General features: G+C 70.1%; 22 protein-coding genes. 14 read left to right on the forward strand and 8 right to left on the reverse strand.

The window, feature by feature from the left end; genetic code table 11:
* Positions 1–12 precede the first annotated feature (12 nt).
* Together narI and AMYNI_RS0108695 are read left to right on the forward strand one after the other, a co-directional pair.
* Positions 13–738, forward strand: a complete 726-nt coding sequence (gene narI, locus AMYNI_RS0108690; protein WP_020667613.1) for a respiratory nitrate reductase subunit gamma — start codon at positions 13–15, stop codon at positions 736–738.
* Positions 739–763: 25 nt separating this feature from the next.
* A complete protein-coding gene (locus AMYNI_RS0108695; protein ID WP_020667614.1) occupies positions 764–1,306 on the forward strand; it encodes an HPP family protein in 543 nt (180 codons plus the stop codon).
* Here the strand turns inward: AMYNI_RS0108695 and AMYNI_RS44110 are convergent.
* Entirely contained in the window at positions 1,276–2,259 is a 984-nt protein-coding gene (locus AMYNI_RS44110) for a tetratricopeptide repeat protein (protein ID WP_157357304.1), read from the reverse strand. The two genes, AMYNI_RS0108695 and AMYNI_RS44110, sit on opposite strands and share 31 nt — an antisense overlap.
* A 200-nt stretch (positions 2,260–2,459) precedes the next feature.
* On the reverse strand, positions 2,460–3,407 hold the full coding sequence (locus AMYNI_RS0108705; protein ID WP_026360204.1) for a GlxA family transcriptional regulator: 948 nt from the start codon (positions 3,405–3,407) through the stop codon (positions 2,460–2,462).
* Positions 3,408–3,519: 112 nt separating this feature from the next.
* Between AMYNI_RS0108705 and AMYNI_RS0108710 the strand changes: the two genes are divergently transcribed.
* Both AMYNI_RS0108710 and AMYNI_RS0108715 read left to right on the forward strand, forming a co-directional pair.
* Positions 3,520–4,209: a DJ-1/PfpI family protein gene (locus AMYNI_RS0108710; protein WP_020667617.1), complete on the forward strand. Its 690-nt coding sequence runs from the start codon at positions 3,520–3,522 to the stop codon at positions 4,207–4,209.
* A gap of 135 nt (positions 4,210–4,344) precedes the next feature.
* Complete coding sequence (locus AMYNI_RS0108715) at positions 4,345–5,691, forward strand: lipase family protein (protein WP_020667618.1); 1,347 nt, start codon at positions 4,345–4,347, stop codon at positions 5,689–5,691.
* A 62-nt stretch (positions 5,692–5,753) separates the two neighbouring features.
* Here the strand turns inward: AMYNI_RS0108715 and AMYNI_RS0108720 are convergent, their stop codons facing one another.
* Both AMYNI_RS0108720 and AMYNI_RS0108725 read right to left on the reverse strand, forming a co-directional pair.
* Positions 5,754–6,935 carry a serine hydrolase domain-containing protein gene (locus AMYNI_RS0108720; protein ID WP_020667619.1) on the reverse strand — a complete coding sequence of 394 codons (1,182 nt, stop codon included), beginning with the start codon at positions 6,933–6,935 and terminating at the stop codon, positions 5,754–5,756.
* A 102-nt stretch (positions 6,936–7,037) separates the two neighbouring features.
* Positions 7,038–8,021, reverse strand: a complete 984-nt coding sequence (locus AMYNI_RS0108725) for a GlxA family transcriptional regulator (protein ID WP_020667620.1) — start codon at positions 8,019–8,021, stop codon at positions 7,038–7,040.
* A 93-nt stretch (positions 8,022–8,114) separates the two neighbouring features.
* On the opposite strand from AMYNI_RS0108725, the gene AMYNI_RS0108730 reads away from it, so the two are divergent.
* Both AMYNI_RS0108730 and AMYNI_RS44115 read left to right on the forward strand, forming a co-directional pair.
* On the forward strand, positions 8,115–8,924 hold the full coding sequence (locus AMYNI_RS0108730) for a dienelactone hydrolase family protein (RefSeq protein ID WP_020667621.1): 810 nt from the start codon (positions 8,115–8,117) through the stop codon (positions 8,922–8,924).
* Positions 8,925–9,011: 87 nt separating this feature from the next.
* Positions 9,012–9,530, forward strand: a complete 519-nt coding sequence (locus tag AMYNI_RS44115) for a hypothetical protein (protein WP_157357305.1) — start codon at positions 9,012–9,014, stop codon at positions 9,528–9,530.
* Here the strand turns inward: AMYNI_RS44115 and AMYNI_RS44120 are convergent.
* The gene (locus tag AMYNI_RS44120) at positions 9,484–10,296 is read right to left on the reverse strand and encodes a helix-turn-helix domain-containing protein (protein ID WP_063713761.1); all 813 of its coding nucleotides are present in this window, start codon (positions 10,294–10,296) and stop codon (positions 9,484–9,486) included. The two genes, AMYNI_RS44115 and AMYNI_RS44120, sit on opposite strands and share 47 nt — an antisense overlap.
* Positions 10,297–10,405: 109 nt before the next feature.
* On the opposite strand from AMYNI_RS44120, the gene AMYNI_RS0108745 reads away from it, so the two are divergent.
* From AMYNI_RS0108745 to AMYNI_RS0108760, 5 genes are all read left to right on the forward strand, one after another.
* Positions 10,406–11,770 carry an MFS transporter gene (locus tag AMYNI_RS0108745; RefSeq protein WP_026360207.1) on the forward strand — a complete coding sequence of 455 codons (1,365 nt, stop codon included), beginning with the start codon at positions 10,406–10,408 and terminating at the stop codon, positions 11,768–11,770.
* Between the two features lie 42 nt (positions 11,771–11,812).
* A complete protein-coding gene (locus AMYNI_RS48015) occupies positions 11,813–12,052 on the forward strand; it encodes a hypothetical protein (RefSeq protein ID WP_211225473.1) in 240 nt (79 codons plus the stop codon).
* Between the two features lie 33 nt (positions 12,053–12,085).
* Positions 12,086–12,664, forward strand: a complete 579-nt coding sequence (locus tag AMYNI_RS0108750) for a TetR/AcrR family transcriptional regulator (RefSeq protein WP_157357307.1) — start codon at positions 12,086–12,088, stop codon at positions 12,662–12,664.
* Positions 12,665–12,683: 19 nt separating this feature from the next.
* Positions 12,684–13,364 (forward strand): nitroreductase, encoded by a 681-nt coding sequence (locus AMYNI_RS0108755; RefSeq protein ID WP_020667626.1) that lies wholly within the window; start codon positions 12,684–12,686, stop codon positions 13,362–13,364.
* A 206-nt stretch (positions 13,365–13,570) separates the two neighbouring features.
* Positions 13,571–13,867 carry a DUF1540 domain-containing protein gene (locus tag AMYNI_RS0108760; RefSeq protein ID WP_020667627.1) on the forward strand — a complete coding sequence of 99 codons (297 nt, stop codon included), beginning with the start codon at positions 13,571–13,573 and terminating at the stop codon, positions 13,865–13,867.
* Here AMYNI_RS0108760 and sigJ read toward each other — a convergent pair.
* Positions 13,855–14,703 (reverse strand): RNA polymerase sigma factor SigJ, encoded by an 849-nt coding sequence (gene sigJ / locus AMYNI_RS0108765; RefSeq protein WP_020667628.1) that lies wholly within the window; start codon positions 14,701–14,703, stop codon positions 13,855–13,857. The genes AMYNI_RS0108760 and sigJ overlap by 13 nt on opposite strands.
* An 83-nt stretch (positions 14,704–14,786) precedes the next feature.
* Between sigJ and AMYNI_RS44125 the strand changes: the two genes are divergently transcribed.
* The 3 genes from AMYNI_RS44125 (at position 14,787) to AMYNI_RS0108780 (ending at position 17,803) form a co-directional block, all read left to right on the forward strand.
* Complete coding sequence (locus AMYNI_RS44125) at positions 14,787–15,182, forward strand: nuclear transport factor 2 family protein (protein ID WP_020667629.1); 396 nt, start codon at positions 14,787–14,789, stop codon at positions 15,180–15,182.
* 203 nt (positions 15,183–15,385) lie between these two features.
* Positions 15,386–16,630 carry a glycoside hydrolase family 27 protein gene (locus AMYNI_RS0108775; protein ID WP_020667630.1) on the forward strand — a complete coding sequence of 415 codons (1,245 nt, stop codon included), beginning with the start codon at positions 15,386–15,388 and terminating at the stop codon, positions 16,628–16,630.
* Positions 16,631–16,645: 15 nt separating this feature from the next.
* Positions 16,646–17,803, forward strand: a complete 1,158-nt coding sequence (locus AMYNI_RS0108780) for a glycosyltransferase (protein WP_020667631.1) — start codon at positions 16,646–16,648, stop codon at positions 17,801–17,803.
* Here the strand turns inward: AMYNI_RS0108780 and AMYNI_RS48020 are convergent.
* Both AMYNI_RS48020 and AMYNI_RS0108790 read right to left on the reverse strand, forming a co-directional pair.
* The gene (locus tag AMYNI_RS48020; RefSeq protein WP_020667632.1) at positions 17,785–18,357 is read right to left on the reverse strand and encodes a nitroreductase/quinone reductase family protein; all 573 of its coding nucleotides are present in this window, start codon (positions 18,355–18,357) and stop codon (positions 17,785–17,787) included. The two genes, AMYNI_RS0108780 and AMYNI_RS48020, sit on opposite strands and share 19 nt — an antisense overlap.
* A 4-nt stretch (positions 18,358–18,361) precedes the next feature.
* Entirely contained in the window at positions 18,362–19,009 is a 648-nt protein-coding gene (locus tag AMYNI_RS0108790; protein ID WP_020667633.1) for a response regulator, read from the reverse strand.
* Between the last annotated feature and the right edge of the window lie 3 nt (positions 19,010–19,012).

A 19,012-nucleotide genomic window follows, 5' to 3' on the forward strand; every position in this document is an offset into this window, starting at 1 on the left:
CGCGGAGGAGCCATGAGCACCGGTATCACCTTGCTGTTGTGGGGCGCGGCCCCTTACGCGTCGCTGGCACTGCTCGTCTTCGGCACGATCTGGCGCTACCGCTACGACAAGTTCGGTTGGACCAGTCGTTCCTCGCAGCTGCACGAGTCGAAACTGCTCAAGGTGGCCAGCCCGGTGTTCCACATCGGACTGTTCATGGTGCTCGGCGGGCACGTGCTCGGGCTGGTGATCCCGAAGAACCTGACCGAGCTGGTCGGCATCGACGAGCACGCCTACCACCTGATCTCGCTGACGGCGGGCTCGATCGCCGGGCTGGTCGCGGTGGGCGGGCTCGCGCTGTTGCTGGTGCGGCGGCTGCGTACTCCCGCGGTCCGCGCGTCGAGCACGTACAGCGACAAGTACATGTACCTGGTGCTCGGCATCGGCATGCTGGCCGGCCTGGCCACCACCCTGCTCGACAACGGGGTGCGCGGCGGGTACGACTACCGGGAGACCGTCGGGCCGTGGTTCCGCGGGATCTTCCTGCTCGACCCGCATCCCGAGCTGATGGCGGCTGCCCCGCTGGACTACCAGCTGCACACCGCGCTCGGCATGCTGCTGTTCGCGCTCTGGCCGTTCTCCCGGCTGGTGCACGCTTTCAGCGCACCCGTGCACTATCTGCTGCGGCCCTACATCGTCTACCGCCGCCGCGCCCCCGGCCAGGTCGGCAACCGGACACCCCGGCGCGGCTGGGAATGACCGGTCGGCTTCCCCTGGCCGAATCGTGATCGTGCAGCGGCGCCGTGCCGAACGGCGAGCGCGGAGCCGCACGGCGGCGGCCCTCTATCCTTCGGCCTGCGCCTTCGCCGCGATGGTCCTGATCGCGGTGGTGGCCATGGCCACCGGCGAGCCGTTCCTGTTCCCCTCCCTCGGCCCGACCGCGTTCCTGCTGTTCGCCACCCCGCTGCAGCCGACCGCGTGCCCGCGCAACACCCTGCTCGGCCACCTCATCGGGGTAGTGGCCGGAGCCATCGGCCTTGCCGCCTTCGGGTTGCTCGACACCGGACCCGACCTCACGCACATCGGCTGGCAGCGGGCCGGAGCCACCGCCGTCGCCCTCGCGCTGACCTGCGGCGGCATGACCCTGCTCGCGGTGCCGCACCCGCCGGCCGGGGCCACCACCCTGATCGTCGCGCTCGGCCTCCTGCACACCCCCGCCCAGCTGCTCACCGTGCTCGCCGGGGTCCTCATGCTCACCGTCCTCGGCGCCACCATCAACCGCCTTGCCGGTATCCGCTACCCGCTCTGGCGACCGGCCGCGGCATAGTCGTGGGGCCGTCGGTTTTCGGCGACGAAACGCTGATACAGGCCGCTGACGCCGGAATGGGTGCGGTGCGCGGCGGCCGCTTGCCGTAGTGGTTGCAGCCGGTCGGTGACGCGGACGGACTCGAGCCCGGCGCACAGCATCGCGGCCCGGTGGCCGATCCGGGCCCCTTCGTCGAGGTCGCCGTCGAGGAGATGGCAGGTGGCCAGCGCGGTCAGGGTGAACGCCTGGCTTCGGGTCATCTCCTCGCGGTAACCCGCCACGGCGGCACTCAGCGCGGGGATCGCGGTGCGGGCGTGGCGAGGGTGCACGGTCTGACCGAGGTCGGCATACACACTGCCGGTCATGGCCGACAGGTCGGTCTCGCCGAAGAACACCGCCCAGGGGCCGAGCTGCTCGGGACGCGCGGCGGTGAACTCCTCGGCCGCCTGGCCCAGCAGCGCCGCGGCCCGGTCGGCGTGGCCCAGCTTGGCCTGTGCCCATGCCTGGTTCGCGCTGAGCAGGGCGATCGGGTGGTGCGAACCGCTCGCGCGGGCGGCGACCCGGCCGAGGTGGAAACTCGTCGCGGCGGCGCCAGGCAAATGGTGGTGCAGGTGAACGCGGCCGATCCGGTAGTGGATGTTGGCCACCAGATCGTCGCGCCTGGCGTCACCGGCCAAACTCAGTGCGCGGCGGAAATGGCGGCGTGCCGCCGGGACGAGGCCGGTGTCGAAACAGGCCCACCCGGCCAGATTGTGCAGATCCGCCACCGCCGTCGCCAGCAGCGCGGCGACCCGGTCGGTGACCGGCGACCCGAGCAGGGCGCGGGCCCGTGGCAGATAGCCGAGCACGGTATCCCGGCAACGGCCACCGCCGTACCGGTAATCCACCATCCGCAAGGCGGCGGTCACGGCTTCGATCCGCGCGACATCGCCCGCCCCCACCCGCCCGGCGACCTCCGGAAAGGCAGGAAGCACCGGCTCAGGGTCAGGCTGCGCAGAGCGGTCCTGCATCGACATCGGGCAGCCCTCCACAGACGCAGACCGGTAGGTCGGATACGCCGGGGGCCGGGGCGCGCGCATCGCACAATGATCACCGTGAGAGATCATTTAGATACGTACTGTTAATAGTGCCACAGCTCGGCACCCCGGGCAGCCCCCTTCCGGCGGCAGGCCGCTCAGCCGTGGAAGGCGGTGCGATAAGCCCTCGGGGTGGTGCCGACGTGCTTCGCGAAGTGGTGCCGGAGGGTCTCGACCGACCCGAAACCCGTGGCGCCGGCGATCCGGTCCACCGACAGCTCGGTCGTCTCGAGCAATTCCCTGGCCCGTTGCAGGCGCCGGTCGAGCAGCCAGCGCAGCGGTGTGGTGCCGATCTGCGCGCGGAACCGCCGGGACAGGCTGCGGGGGCTCATCGCCGCCATGGCCGCGATATCGGCGATGGCCAGCGGGGCACCGAGGTTGTCCTGCATCCACCCCAGGACCGGACCGAGGTCGTCGGTGTCGCCGACCGGGTCGCGGTGCTCGATGAACTGGGCCTGACCGCCGGTGCGCTGCGGCGCCATCACGATCGCCCGCGCGGTGTCCGCCGCGACGGCCGCGCCGTGATCGTGCCGGACCATGTGCAGGCAAAGGTCGAGTCCCGCGGCGATACCGGCGGAGGTCAGGATCTGCCCGTCGTCGACGAAGAGCACCGAAGGGTCCACGTCGACGTCCGGAAAGGTTTCGGCCAGCAGGGCGGCGACCTGCCAGTGGGTGGTCGCCCGGCGGCCGTCGAGCAGACCGGCCGCGGCGAGCACGAACGCCCCGGTGCAGATCGACGCCACACGCGCGCCCCCGGCGGCCAGGTCGCGGATCAGCCGCAGTGCCCGCGGCCGCGGCGGCTGCTCCGGCGAGACACCGGGCACGATCACCGTGTCGGCTTCGCGGGCGTCTTCCAGGCCGTAGTGCGACTGGATCCGAAAGGACTCCTGTTCGCAGGCGGTCGCGGTAACCGTCCGCTCGGCGCACACCCGGATCTCGTAGGCGGGCGTCCCGTCCGGACGCCGCACCGAGGCGAACACCTGGCACGGAATGGTCAGGTCGAAGCCCACCACGCCTTCGAGGGCGAGAACAGCGACTAGGTGCATGTGACTGGATCTTACGCATTATGGGCGTTCGTGCCACTGTTCGACGATCTGGGACGACGACATACTCAATGCGCAATCACCTTGTCCGACAACACTTTTCGGGAGAATCGACGTGCGCAGACGAGACCTTCTCCGCTCCGGAGCAGTCGCCACCGCCGGCCTCGGCCTCGGCCTGATCGCCACCGGGCCGGCATCGGCCGCCACCCCGCGCCGCCACCCCCTTCGCGTGCACACCGTGCTCTTCGACGAGGTGGAGGAACAGGACTTCGCGGGCCCGGTCGAGGTTTTCGGCATCATCGGGGCCGAGCAGAGCTTCGTCACCGCCGACGGCCCGCGCACGGTGACCACCGCGTCCGGCATCGAGCTCGTGGTCCGCACGCCGTGGTCGCCGCGGTCCGCCGACATCATCGTGGTGCCCGGCGCCGGTTATGGGCCGGGCTCCGGGATCGACGAGCAGATCCGCCGCGGCGTGCTGCCCAAGGCGCTGGCCGCCGCGCGACGGCCGGGCCTGGTGCTGTCGTCGGTGTGCACCGGGACGATGCTGCTCTCCGCGGCCGGCCTCACCGCCGGACGGCCGTGCACGACACACCACGTCGCCAAGGAGGACCTGCGGGCGCAAGGCGGGAAGGTGGTCAGCGGCCGGGTGGTCGACGACGGCGACCTGGTCACCTCCGGCGGGGTCACCTCCGGTATCGACCTCGGCGTGTGGCTCGTCGAGCGCTTCCACGGCGCCGAAGCCGCCCTTTCCGTCGAAACGGTGCTCGAATACGAGCGACGTGGCACCGTCTGGCGGTCGTCCTGACAGCGGTGTTGTGCCCCGGCACAGTCGGCGTTGGGCCCGGTCACAGAATTGTGAACACTTCTGTACACGATCACTACCCGCTGGTAACTTGCGCAGAGGTCAATTCCGTGATCCAGCTCACGATTCAGGGGAGCCATGTACCGAAAAGCTAATCGCCTGCTGGCCGCCGCGGTGGCCGGCACGCTGGCCTTCGTCGCCGCCCCGGCGGCCATGGCCACCTCCGCCGCCCCCGCCGAAGCCGCCACCCAGGCGGCGACCGACCCGTTCTACGCCTACGACGGCAGTGCGCCGCTGTCCTCGTTCGCCCCTGGCGACGTGCTGAAAACCAGGACGCTGCCGTACCACGTGATCGGCATTCCGACGCCGCTGCAGGCGATCCAGTTGCTCTACCGCAGCACGGACGCGCAGGGCCGCCCGTCCGCCAACGTCACCTCGGTGGTGCGCAACCTCAGCGGCGACGGCAGCAAAGCCATTTCGTACCAGTCGTTCTACGACTCGCTCGACCCCGAGCACGGCCCGTCAAGGGCGATCGCCGGCGACGTCAGCCTCGGTGGCCTGATCGCGAACGCGGAGTCCTTCGTGCTGGCCCCCGCGCTGGCACTGGGCTACAACGTGGTCATCCCCGATACCGAAGGGCAGTCGGCGAACTTCGCGGCGGGACCGGAGTACGGCACCAACACCCTGGACTCGATCCGCGCGGTGACCCGGTTTTCGGGCACCGGCCTGAACTCCAGCACCAAGTTCGGCATGATCGGCTACTCGGGCGGCGCCATCGCCACCAACTGGGCGGCCACGCTGGCGCCGAGCTACGCGCCCGAGGTCAACCGGAACCTGGTCGGCTTCGCCGAGGGCGGGGTGCTGGTGGCCCCGGCGCACAACCTCAAGTACGTGGACGGCAGCCTGGTCTGGGCCGGCATCATCCCGATGGCGCTGATCGGGGTCGCCCGCTCCTACGACATCGACCTCGAACCTTATGCGAACGAGTACGGCCTGGAAGTGCTGGAGAAGTTGAAGCACGCGTCGATCGCCAACGTGCTCGCCCAATACCCGGGGCTGACCTGGCAGAAGATGGTCAAGCCGGAGTACGCGAACCCGAACTCGGTGCCGGAGTTCGTCGAAGCCGTGAACAGGGTCAACCTCGGCCAGGCGGCCACCCCGACGATTCCCGGGCTGATCGGCCAGGGCAACGGCGGCGTACTGGAGGGCACCTTCAACAACCCGCCCGGTATCGGCACCGGCGACGGCGTGATGGTCGCCGGCGATGTGCGGGCACTGGCCAGGCAGTATTGCGCCACCGGCAACAAGTCGATCCAGTACACCCAGTACGACGCGCTCAGCCACGTCGGCGCGGCGCTGCCGTGGGTGCCCACCGCGATCGCCTGGCTCAACGACCGGTTCGACGGGAAGGCGGCGCCGTCGAACTGCGGCCAGATCCCGGAAGGCAACTCCCTCGCCCCGGAAACCCCGGTCACCACCCCGTAACCCCGGCCCCGATACCGGCAAATAGCCGACTTCTTGCCCTCCCAAGACGGGCAAAAAGTCGGCTATTTGCCCGTGATGAGCCGTCTTTCGAGGTCTACCAAGGGTTTCAGATCGCAGTCGTAGTTGGCGAGCAGGACCGCGTCCCAGTCGAGGTCGGGGAAGCTGTCGATGTTGGTCGCCACCCCGGCACCGCGACCGGAATGCCCGAAGACGTGCTGGCCCCCGGTGATGACCACCCGGTGCCCGTAGCCGTAGAACCGGTTCGGGCTCGGGTCGGCCGGAGAGTCCGAAGAGGACAGTGCGACCTTGCCGGAGGTCGCCAGTTCGACGAACGGGCGGGACAGCAGCCTGCCGTCGCGCAGTGCACCGGCGAACCGGAGCAGATCCGCCGCGGTGGAGTACACGCCGTCCGCGGGACCACCGCAGAACCCGAAGTACTCGCTCGTGGTGAAGTCGGCGCGCTCCCCCGACGGCAGCGTCCAGTACGGGTGGGCGATGCGGCCGTCGGCGAGCACCTGCGGCCTGGTGCGGAAGTCCGAACCGGCCATGCCCGCCGGGCCGAACACCCGCCGGCGGAGGTAGTCGGCATAGGACTGCTTCGAGACACCCGCCACGATCGCACCGAGCAGGAAGAATCCCGAGTTGCTGTAGCCGTTCCTGGTGCCGGGGGTGAACCGCAGCGGCGACTTCCGGATGATCGCCATGATGCCGTCCCACACCTCGGCCGCACTGCCCCAGGTGCGCAACCCTTCCGTGAAGTCCGGGGACTGGCTGTAGTCGCCCATCCCGGAGGTGTGCGTGAGCAGCTGGTGCACCGTGACCGTGTTCGCGATCTCGGCCGGGAAGCCGTCGAGATAGCGCCCGATCGGATCGGCGAAGGACACCGCGCCCTGCTCGGCGAGCTGCGCGACCGCCACCCCGGCGAAGCACTTGGACACCGACGCGAGGTTGAAGATGGTGTCGTGCCGGTTCGGTCTCCCGGCCGACTTGTCGGCCATCCCGTGCGAGCGGAGCAGCACCGGCCGTCCCCGGTGGGCGAGCAGCACGGTCCCGGAGAACGCGTCCTCGGCGGCCAGCCGCGCCAGGAACCGGTCGAACTCGCCACCGGGCAACAGATCCCTCGGCACCCGGTCGAGCGAGGACGCCTCGGCCGTCCCGGATGCCGCCAGCACGCCACCGGCGGCCAGCAGGCCGAGAGTGGCGCGCCGGGACCACTGCGTCAGGGGCGGGTTGTCCGCGGCCATGCGCGAACTCCCTTCGGTAGGGAACAAGACGGTCAGGCACACCGTGCCAGGCAACCAGTGAGAGAAACCTGGCCGGAGGCTGAAAAGACGATGAGAGCGCGACTACCCGCGCCGCAGGTCCGCGGCGCGCCGGAAGACCGCGCGGTAATCCCTCGGCCGTCGTCCCATGTGCTTGGCGAAGAGCGCAGCGAAGGTGCCGGGGTCCCGGTAGCCGACCGCGGCGGCGATGCCGGCGACCGTCCGGTCCGTGGTCTCCAAGAGATGGCGGGCGCGACGCACGCGCGACGACTGCAGGTAGTCGAGCGGGCTCTGGCCGGTCTCGGCGGCGAAGCGCCGCAGCAAGGTCCGGGTGCTGACCTTGAACGTGCCGGCCAGCGCGGCGAGGTCGTAGCGGTCGGCGAGGTTCTGGTCGAGCCGCCGCATGACCCGGCGGGAGAACTCGTCCCCTGGCTGCGGAAGAAGTCGCGCGTCGACGTACGGCGTCTGCGACGTACGAGCATCGTCCACGAGCGCCACCTGCGCGGTCGTCCGTGCCACGGCGGCACCGCTGTGCTCGCGGATCAGGTCCAGCGCGAAGTCGTACATGGCGCTGAAAGCCGCTGTCGTCGTGACCCCCGAATCGGTGATCACGAGCTGCTCGGGCCGGATCTCGGCTTCGGGGCAACGGCGGGCCAGCTCGTCCGCGAAGAGCCACGCCGTGGTGGCCCGGCGCCGGGCCAGCAGCCCCGCCTTGGCGAGCAGGAACGCGCCGACGCAGATCGAGACGACGACGTTGCCGGCCGCGGCGTGTGCACGAATCGCCGCGACTTCACCGGTGAGTGGCGCCAGCTTCGCGTCCAGGTCGAGGCCCGGCGCGAGCTCGAACCCCGGCACGACAAGGACATCGACCTCGCGCAGCGGAGAGACGGTCAAGGCCACCCCACCCGATGCGACGACCCGACGGCGAGGCGAAACGACCGACACCTGGTAGCCGGCGCGATCGGGCCCGGCGACGTGCGTGGCCATCGTCAAGAGATCGGGCACGCCGAACACCTCGGACGCGAAGCAGCCCGGATAGGCCAGGACACCGATCCGCAGCGCGCTCACGCTCGCCTCCCACCTTGCTCATGGCGAGATTACCCCTAAACCTGGCGATCCAGCCTATCGCCTGCCGCGGCCCCGTCGAGCCATGCTGTCGGCATGAGCGACGCCGACGACGCGATCACCGACTTCTCCCGCCGCCGCCTGGGGGTGGACGGCGTGACGAAGACGGTGTACGTCGCGGGTTCCGGACCGGCCGTGGTGCTGATGCCGGAGATGCCCGGGATCAGCCCCGACGTCCTCCGCCTGGCGCGGTGGGTGCGGGATGCGGGCTTCACCGTTTATCTTCCCTCGCTTTTCGGGGTCGACGGCGCCTATCCCACGGCCTCCGGTGGCGCGGAGGTGGCCCGTCGCGCCTGCGTCAGTGCCGAGTTCCGCGCGTTCGCCGGAGGTGGCACCAGCCCCGTCACGGCGTGGCTGCGCGGGCTCGCACGGCTGGCCCACACCGAATGCGGCGGTCCCGGCGTCGGCGCGATCGGGCTGTGCTTCACCGGCAACTTCGCCCTCACCATGGCGCTCGAGCCCGCCGTCATCGCGCCGGTGGTCAACCATCCGTCGCTGCCGCTGGACGATCCCGCCGGACTGGAGCTCAGCGACGAGGACGGGCGCGCGGTCCGGGACCGGCTCAAGCGCGATGGGCTGAAGGTGCTCGCCTACCGGTTCGACGACGACCGCTGGTGCACCGGCCAGCGCTTCGCCGCCTACCGGGCACTCCTCGGCGACGCCTTCGACGGCCGCGTCCTCCCCGGCAGTGCCGCGAACACCAGCCCGCCCCCGTTCTTCCGCGAAGTCGTCGGGACTCCGCACAGCGTGGTCACCGCTCACCTGGTCGACCAGGACGGCCATCCCACCCTGAAGGCCCGAGACGAGATCCTCGCCTTCCTCACCGACCGCCTCCTCGGCAAATAGCCGGCTTTTTGCCCTTACGGAGACGGGAATCGCAGGATTCCGGACATCGTCGCTCCGGACCGGCTGGCGCGCCACGATGCTGGGGCCATGGATGGAACCGGCGTGATGACCCTGCACAGCACCGAACCCGGCCCGGACGGCCCGTTCGCCGTCACTCCGCTGGAGAGCCTGCGTGACGGCTCGATGCTGTACTGCGCGCGGTGGGACGGTGCGGTCGGCGACCGTGCCGCCAGCCCGGTTTACCGCCACTACCGCAGCTACCGAGCTGACCACGCATCCCGGCGGCCGGGGTGTGTCGTGCTGGTCTGGATCGACTTCGACCGGGCAGGCGCGGCCCCCGAGTTCTTCGACGAGGTCGTCGCCGGCAACCGGGAGGCCGGTCCGATCGACGGCATGATCGCCGCCCACTTGCACATCAGCACCGATGGCAGGCACGGGCTGGCCTACGGCGAATGGTCGGACGAGAACGCCCACCAGGTGGCGCTCGACCCCGGCGGGCCGCTGGGCCCGGAAGGCGCGGTCACCCGCCGGATCGAAACGGTGGCCGGCGTGCGCGCCCTCACCTTCCACCGCTACCGCCCACACCCGATAACCCCGGGGCGGTGAGTAGTGCGCGGACGTGGCCGGGGGTGTGGCCCAGTTCGCGCCGCATGGTCCGGGTGAAGTGGGCTTGGTCGCTGAAGCCGAGGGCGAAGGTGAGACCCGCGAGATTCGTTTCGCCTTCGTCGATTCGTTGCAGGGCACGGCTGATCCGCACCCGATTGCGGTAACGGCTGATGGTCATCCCCACGTGGTGCCGGAAGGTGCGGCTCAGGTGGGACGGCGAAGTCTCCAGCAGGTGTGCCAGTGCGACCAGGCTGGTGCCGCCCGGCTCGTCCGCGAGCATCGCCTCCCTGGCACGGTCGGCGAGGTCGTGGCGTCCCGGCGCGGATGTCTCCCCGGGTTGACGGCGAAGAGCCAGCCGCAGCAGGTCCACAAGGGCCTCGACGCCGGCGAAGTCCGGGTCCGCGCCGGTGCGCAGGAGCGTGCGGTGGGCCAGTTCGAGCCGCGCGTCCACGCGGACCGCCACTGCACGGACCGCTTCGATGCCTGCCGTCAGAGCGTCGCCGGGCAGCGTGATCGACGTGCACATGTCGCCGCCGGCGGGGTGCGCGAAGCGGGTCTCCTGCCCCGGCGGGTGCAGGTAACCGGTGGTCGGGTCGATCGTCACGCGCCGGCCGCGCGAATCGAGCTGGAACCGGCCCCGCCGGACCAGAACCACCTGGGCGGCGGAAGTCAGCTCAGGCGGGGACCAGCGAGCGTGATCGTCCGTGCATTCGACCACCCGAAGCACGAAGTGCGAATTCACCACCTCTCGTCTCGTCCTGCGCACGCGGCGAACCTACCGCCGCGCACCGACAATCCACCCGCAGATTCGTTCAAGACCGCTCGGTCCCCCGTGGTCGATGCTCGACGACGTGATCACTCATGCTCGTCCCGTCGTGACCGGCACCCGTCGAGGTCCGATGCTGGCGGTACTGCTCACGGGGCAGGTCATGGTCTCCATGGACGGATCGATCGTGTCCGTGGCCGCGCAGACGATTCGCGCCGGGTTGCACGCCAGCAACGCCGAGATCCAGTTGCTCGTGTCGAGCTATCTGCTGACCACCGGCGTGCTGTTCGTCACCTGCGCGCGGATCGGTGACGTCATCGGCTACCGGCGCGCGTTCCTGATCGGGCTCGGCTGGTTCACCGGGGCGTCACTGCTGTGCGGGCTGGCCATCGACCCCACCATGCTGGTGCTCGCCCGCATCGCTCAGGCGGTAGGGGCCGCGTTGCTGATGCCGCAGGTGTTCTCGCTCATCCACCGGCACTGGGCAGGCGCCGAGCGTCGCAGGGCGATCGGCGTCTACAGCATGGTCCTCGCCCTGGGAGTCGCACTCGGCCAGTTGATCGGCGGGCTGGTCGCCGGGGTCGACCTGTTCGGGCTCTCCTGGCGGCCGATCTTCTTGATCAACGTCCCGATCGGCGTGATCGTGCTTTCGATCGCTTCGCGCGTTCTGCCGCGCTCACGTACCGGCGAGCGCGCCCGCCTCGATCTCGCCGGGGTAGCGCTGTTGACCGCGGCCATGACCGCGCTCGCCCTTCCGCTGATCTTCGGCCAGTACCACGGGTGGCCGGCATGGACCTGGATCGTGCTCGCTTGCGGCGCGGTGCTGCTGGGCGTCTTCGTCCGGTACGAATCCACCGCACGGCACCCGGTGTTCGACCTCGCGGCGCTGAAGCCGAACGGGGTGAAGCTCGGGCTGGCGGCGTGCTGCATCGTGATGGGTTGCTACACCGTTTTCGTGCTCACGCTGACCCTGCAGCTGCAGTCCGAACTCGGCTACACCCCGCTCCAGGCGGGACTCGCGTTCGTCCCGTACGCGCTCGGTTTCGGTGCGCTCAGCCTGAGTTGGCACCACTGTCCACAACGGCTGCAGCGGGCCATGCCGATCGTGGGGCCGCTGGTGCTCGCGGCGGGGGTGCTCCTGGTCGTGCTCCTCGTCCGGAACGACGGGCACCCGTGGGGTTTCCTCCCGTTGCTGCTGGCCGGGGCCGGGCACGCCGCCGGGTACAGCCCGCTGATCGCACAGGTCACCTCGTTGGTGGAACCCCGGTTCGCTTCGGCGATCTCGGCCATGAACTCCACCGGTCCCGTGCTCGCCGAGGTGATCGGGGTCGCGGGCCTCGGCAGTGTCTACTTCGCGGCATCCACCCCCGCTGACGGCCTGCTCCTGGTTGCCGCGGCGGTCGCGGCACTCCTGGTCATCGCGACGACCTGCGCGGCCCTGTCGACCCCGGCCCGCGCCGCCTACCTACGCTGAGACGAGCTGGACGCGCCGCACGAACTCGTCGTGATGGGCGGCGTGCGGATATTGGGTTGCCACGAAACCGGCCGTCATGGTGCTGCTCCCAACGCGCTGCTGACGGAAATGCTCGACACCTGGGAGCGGGCCAGCACCGATGAGGTGCGGGCCCGAGTCGAGCGCGAAGGCGGCGACGCCAGGGTCAAGATGCGGCGCGCGGGCATGCTCACCTTCTCCAGCGAGCTGATCCCGCCGCGACCAGGCCGTCGCCGAACGCCTCCGGCGCGTCGACAGGTTTGACGTCCTCGCGTACCGATCGGTACGGTAGTGGTCGTGACGAGCGAGGGCCGGACACCGGCCGGGCAGCGGGTCTGGGACACCGTGCGGGAGCTGTTCTACCGCGACGGCGTCCGGTCGTGCGGTGTCGCGGAGATCGCCGAGCGGGCAGGCGTGGGAAAGCCGAGCATCTACCGCAACTTCGGCTCGAAGGACGCGCTGGCCGTGGCCTACCTGCACGAGAAAGCGGTGCCCGCGCAGGAAATCCTGCGGGACGCGCGAACGGCGCACCCGGACGACCCCCGGGCCCGGCTTCGGTATGTGGTCGCGCAGATCGCCGACGAGATCACCGCCCCCGGTCACCGCGGCTGCCCGCTGGCGAACGTGGTCGTGGAGTTCCCCGACCGGACGCATCCGGTGCGCGAGGCGGCACAGGCGCTGAAAACGGAGTATCTCGGCCTGTTCACCGAACTGGTCTCCCCGCTGCCCGTGGACGATCCGGACACCCTCGCCTACCTGATCCAGACGCTGGTCGAGGGCGCGCACCTCACCGGCCAGATCTTCTCGCCCGGCCGGTCGGCCGCCGCACTGGTGGACGCCACCGATCGTCTTGTCGACTCCTATTCGCGCCCATAACCGCCACACAGAGGGAAATATGTCTACCGACGCGCTGCCGACGTATGCCGAAAAACTGATCCGTGGCCGACGCGCCGTGCGCGCGTTCCGGCCCGACCCGGTGCCCGACGAGACTCTGCGCACGATCTTCTCCCTGGCCGGAGCCGCACCGTCGAACTCCAACACCCAGCCGTGGCAGGTCGAGGTCGTCAGCGGCCCCGCGCGGGACAGGCTCAGCGACGCGTTGCTCACGGCACACGCGGAGGGCGCCATCTCGACGGACTTCCCCTACCGGGACGACCTCTACACCGGCGTTCACGCACAGCGGCGCCGAAAAGCGGGCGCCACGATGTACGGGGCGCTGGGCATCTGCCGGGACGATCAGGAAGCACGTGCCGCCTACGACGCCGAGAGCCTGCGGTTCTACGGCGCTCCCCACGTCGCGCTGCTTTTCCTGCCGCCGAACGCCGAAGCGCGGATGGCGGCCGACGTCGGCATGTACGGGCAGAACCTGCTGCTGGCCTTGGCCGCCTACGGAATCGCGAGTTGCCCGCAGGGGTTGCTGAGCTTCTACGCCGACGCGGTCCGCGAGTCGCTCGGCGTCCGTGATCGCAAGCTCCTGTTCGGGGTGTCCTTCGGCTACGGCGATCCGTCGGCCAGGGTCAACCACATCTGCAACCCGCGCGCGGAACTCGCCGAGACCACGCGATTCCATTCGTAGCGGCCACGTCACTCATTGCGGTCTTCCCACTCGCGGCCGAGCGTTTTTCAACCGGCACCGCCCTGCGCTCCGAGCTGCGGGAACCTCGCCAGAAATGGGCAAAAGGTAAGGCTCACCTCAATTATTCTCCGGTTGCGGGTGCGGTATCGCGGTGGCAGCGTTTTCGGCGCTGACGCATTCCCACCACATCACCAGCGAGGTGCGCCATGACCACCACCGACATGCCCGTTGTCCATGAATGCACCGTCACCGGATGCTCCTACAACCACGACGGCTGCCACGCGTACGCCATCACCGTCGGCGGCAACAACGGCGCCGCCGACTGCGGCACCTTCGTCTCACTGTCCACAAAGGGCGGCCTGGACAAGGTCGTCGCGCAGGTGGGCGCCTGCTCCAGGGCCGACTGCGCCTACAACTCGGACCTGGAGTGCACAGCGTCCGGCGTGCGCGTCGGGCCGGGCAGCGGCGGCCACGCGGCCAACTGCCTGACCTACACCACCTGACCGGTCAACTTCGCCGGGTTGAGCACCGCCCGCACCGCGGCCACGCGGTCGCCGCCCGACGTCAGCTCCAGCGCGAACACCAGGAACGGCCGGCCGTGCGCGGTCACCACCGCGCCCGGCCCGCCGTTCACCCCGCGCACTTCGAACCCCAGGCCGGACGGCCAGAACGGCCGCACGTCGGCGAAGTACTTGGCGACGGTGGCCTGGCCGTACAGCGGCTCGCGCGGGGTTTCCCGCTTGCCGTCCGCGTCGGCCCAGAAGCCGGCGTCGGGCGCCAGCAGCTCCAGTAATGCGGCCAGGTCGCCGCCCACCGCGGCCGCGGTGAAGCGCCTGGTCAGCTCCCGGTGCTGGCCCGGCGCGGGGCGGTGCCGCGGCGTGCGGCCCGCCAGGTGCCGGCGCGCCCGGTAGGCCAGCTGCCGCACCGCCCGCTCGGTGCGGTCCAGCATCGCGGCGATCTCGGCGTGCGAGAACCCGAACGCCTCGTGCAGCACGAACACCGCCCGCTCCACCGGCGCCAGCGTCTCCAGCACGACCAGCAGCCCCATCGACAGCGTGTCGGCCCGCCCGGCGTCCGCCTCCGGCCCGTCCAGCAGCGGTTCCGGCAGCCACGGCCCGAGGTAGGTCTCGCGACGGGCCTTGACCTGGCGAAGCCGGTCGAGCGCGAGGTTGGTGGTGAGCCGGAACAGGTAGGCCCGCGCATCGTCCACGGTGGACCGCTCCACCCGCCGCCAGCGCAGCCACGCGTCCTGCAGCACGTCGTCGGCGTCGGTACGGGTGCCCAGAATCCGGTAGGCAGCGCCGAACAACGCCTCCCGGTGCTCCTCGAAGTCGGTCATCGAACTCCATCCTGCCCTCAGGTGTGACGTCGAAGGGGCGGGAAACGTCTGGTTGGCGAACCCCATCGAGAAAGGGCTGTCCCATGACCGGCACCACCGACGCGCGCGAGCTCGTCAGCACCCTGTTCGACCGCATGACCGAGGGCGACCTCGACGGCATGGCCGAGTTGCTGCATCCCGAGTTCGTCTCGCACAACCCGCGCGTCGCGCACGATCCCGCGGTCACCACCGGCAAGCGGGCGTTCGTCGACTTCTTCCGGAGCGAGGCCGGGCAGCGGCTGCTGGCCGCACCGTTTGAAATCCGGCGGGTACTCGTCGACGGTGACCTGGTGGCGGTGCACAACCGGATCTCTCCGCCCGGCGGGCCGGAGATCGCCGCGGTCGACCTGCTCGCCGTGCGCGACGGCCTGGTCGTCGAGCACTGGGACGTGGTCCAGCCGGTGCCCGATCCGCTCCCCCACCCGCACGGCATGTTCTGAGCCCGGGGAAGGCCGCCGATCGATCATCAATCAACAGATCGACTCGCGTCCGCTCGGTGCCGGTTTCTCACCAGAAGTCGGTTCTCAGGTCAGATTCACGGTGGTGAACGCCGCAAGCGGCCGAACATGAAATCCTTGTGCTCTGTTCGCTGATGTTTGATACTGACGCTTCTTGGTTGATCGCGAGAAGTGAGGTACCACAGATGCGACGGTCATTCGTGCTCGCCGCCACGGTCACGGCGCTGGCCGGCATCTGCGTGGCCCTGCCCGCAGAAGCCGGCACCCCCGCCGAGCCCGCCACCGCGGCAACTCCGCCCATGGGCTGGAACTCGTGGAACAGCTTCGGCTGCGAGATCGACGAGAACAAGATCAAGTCCATGGCGGACGCGCTGGTCGCTTCGGGCATGCGCGACGCCGGCTACCAGTACGTGGTGATCGACGACTGCTGGTTCGACCCGAACCGCACCGCCGACGGCTCCCTGCGCGGCGACCCGAAACGCTTTCCCAGCGGTATGAAGGCCGTGGGCGACTACGTGCACGGCAAGGGCCTCAAGTTCGGCCTGTACCAGGTGCCCACCGAGAAGACCTGCGCCCAGCGCAACAACGCCTACCCCGGCGAGACCGGCAGCGGCGGCCACGAGCACGCCGACGCCAGGACGTTCGCCTCCTGGGGTGTGGACTACCTCAAGTACGACTGGTGCTCCCCGGCGGGCACCCTCGACGACCAGATCCGCGGCTTCACCACCATGCGCGACGCACTGGCCGCCACCGGCAGGCCGATCGTCTACAGCATCAACGCCAACAGCTACCACTTCCCGAAGAACGGCCAGGTGCACGACTGGAACGGGATCGCGCACCTGTCCCGCACCACCGAGGACATCAAGCCGGTGTGGAAAACCGGGAACCCGAACGAGTACCCGATGGGCGTCACCGACATCATCGACATCAACAACGCGCTGACCGAACGCGCGAAACCCGGCTACTACAACGACCCGGACATGCTGGAAGTCGGCGTGTACGACGTCGAGGGCTATCCGGGCCTCACCGATACCGAGGCACGCGCGCACTTCGGCATGTGGGCGCTGATGTCCGCCCCGCTGATCGCCGGGAACGACGTGCGCGCCATGAAACCGGAGATCTCGCGCATCCTGAACAACCGCGACGTCATCGCGGTGAACCAGGATTCCCTTGCCCGCCAAGCGGATTTGGTCGACTCGCAGGGCACCGCGCAGGTCTACCGCAAGCCGATGGCGGACGGCTCGATCGTGGTCGGACTGCTCAACCGCACCGAAACGGCCCGCGACCTGACCGCCACCACCGCACAGCTGGGCCTGGACGAATACACCGCCCGCGACCTGCACACCGGCGAGGTCACCGGGCGCTCCGGCGACCTGAAGGCGGCCGTGCCCGCACACGGACTCCAGTTGTTCCGCCTCTACGGGAGCTGACGATACGGTGAGCCGATGCGGCTGATGTTCTCCTCCGGCGCCGGCTACAGCCATATCAAGCCGATGCTGCCGCTGGCCGTCGCCGCCCGGGATGCCGGTCACGACGTGGTGTTCGTGACCGGCCCCGAAGCGGTGCGGTATCCCGAGGAGGCCGGCCTGTACACGGTCGCGATCGGCGCACCACCCGGCGGCTCGGGCGATAACGGCATGTGGCAGCGCGCCCGCGCCGAGATGGAGACGCTGTCGCGGGACGAACGCATGTCGCACCTGATGGCGCACTACATGGTCGGGATGGGGGCGGCCGCGCGGCTGGACGACGTGCTGGCGTTCGTCCGCGGCTGGAAACCGGACCTGGTGGTGAGCAGCCTCGCCGAACGGGCCGCCGTGATGGCCGCGGCCATCGTGGACGTGCCCTACGCGATGCACGCGATCGGGCCGCCCAAGGCCGCGACGACCATGGCCGAAGCGTGGCGGGTCGCCGGCGAGCTGGTGCGGCGCCACGGGCTCGACCGGCTGCCGCCCCGCGACGACGTGCCCTATCTCGACATCTGGCCCGCGGGACTGCGGCCGGACGGTGTCGCCTGGGAGTACCCCACCCGGTGGGCCCTGCGTCCGGAAGACGCGCTGCCGGTCACCGCGGAACGCCCCGCCGTCCTGGACGGCCTGCCCTTCGCGCGGACGGTGTACCTCACCTTGGGCACCACGCACAACACGCGACCGGGGGTGCTGGAGACGATGGTCTCGGCCCTGCGCGACGAGGAGGTGAACCTGGTCGTGACGATCGGCCGCGACGGCGACCGGGAGCGCTTCGGCAGCCGGCCAGAGCACGTGCGCATCGAGCATTTCGTGCCGCAGCAACAGTTGCTGCCGCAGGTGGACGCCGTGGTCTGCCACGCGGGCGCGGCCACCGTGCTCGGCGCGCTCGGCCACGGCGTGCCGCTGGTCGTCTCGCCGCTGGCCACCGATCAGTTCGACATCGCGGACCAGGTCGCCGACGCGCACGTCGGTGTGCTCGCCGAGCCAACCGAGGACGACCTCCGGCTGGCCGTCCGTGCGCTCGGCGCCGATCCGTCCCTGCGCGAGTCGGCGGCCACCATGGCCGGCGAAATCGCCGCCATGGCACCGCCCGCCACCGTCCTCGACCGGCTGGTGGCCTACGCCCGCGAGTCCTGACCGGCCAGCTCGATCACCAGCGGGACACCGGTGTCGAACCAGTAGCGGTGCAGGTCTTCGATCTTCTTCCGCGAGGGGAGGCCCCGCAGGTGCAGCAGGCATTCGCCGTAGTCCATCAGGTGCACCGTTTCGCAGATCGCCGCCCTGGCCTGCCCGAGTTCGGCCGGATCGCTGATCTCCCGCGCGCGACCGGCGAACGTCCGCCGCCCGAACCGCAGGCGCACACCGGGGTCGGCCCGGACGTTCCACAGCCAGGACGAGACGGCCAGCGGTCGCCGGATCGCCAACGCCGGCGGGCGGAGCATCACCACGTACACCTTGTCCCGCCGCCGGATCGCGCGAACGTAGTTGCGGCGCTGCCGCCCGCTCCTGCACCCGACCGTGGTGAGCACCGCGTGCCCCGGCGGCGTCGACAGCGCGAGGGCCCGAAGCATGATCCCGCTCAGCACGCGGCCGTCCCTCGGCGATCGCAGCAGCCGCCGGTGCCTGGGTTCTTCGACGATGGCGGCGGCACGGATCGCAGCCGCCCGCTCGCGGTCCTGTTGGCCACCCATCGGATCAACGGACCTTCGCGTCGTGGGCGAGCAGGGCAAGCTGGGTGCGGTTGTCCAAGTCCAGTTTGGCCAGCGCGCCGGACAGGTGGCTCTTCACGGTGCCGACGGACAGGTGCAGGCGTTGCCCGATCTCGGTGTTGTTGAGGCCGTCGGCCAGCGCTGCCGCGATGTCGCGTTCCCGCTCGGTGAGCACCGCCAGCCGGTTACTGGCCCGCTGTCGGCGGGACTCGTCCCCGTCCGCCACCTGGCCGATCAGCGCGCGCATCGCCGCGGGCGATAGCGACGGCTCCCCGTTTCCCGCGCGGCGGACGGCTTCGACGATCTCCTCCGGCTCGGTGTGCTTGAGCAGGTAGCCGGTCGCGCCCGCGCGGATGGCGGCCAGCACGGTGCTGTCCGCGCCGAACGTGGTCAGCACGATCACCTTCGGCGCGGTGCCACTTCCGGCCAGGGCACGAGTGGCGGCGATCCCGTCCACGACCGGCATCCGGATGTCCATCAGCACGACGTCGGGAGTGTGCCTGCGTACCGCGACGGGCACGCCCGCGCCGTCCTCGACCTCGCCGACGACCTCGATGTCGTCCGCGCCCCGCAACATCAGCTTCAGCCCAGCTCGGACGAGGGCGTCATCGTCCACCAGTAGGACTCGGATCACGGT

This window comes from Amycolatopsis nigrescens CSC17Ta-90, from assembly GCF_000384315.1.
Classification (GTDB): Bacteria; Actinomycetota; Actinomycetes; order Mycobacteriales; family Pseudonocardiaceae; genus Amycolatopsis; species Amycolatopsis nigrescens.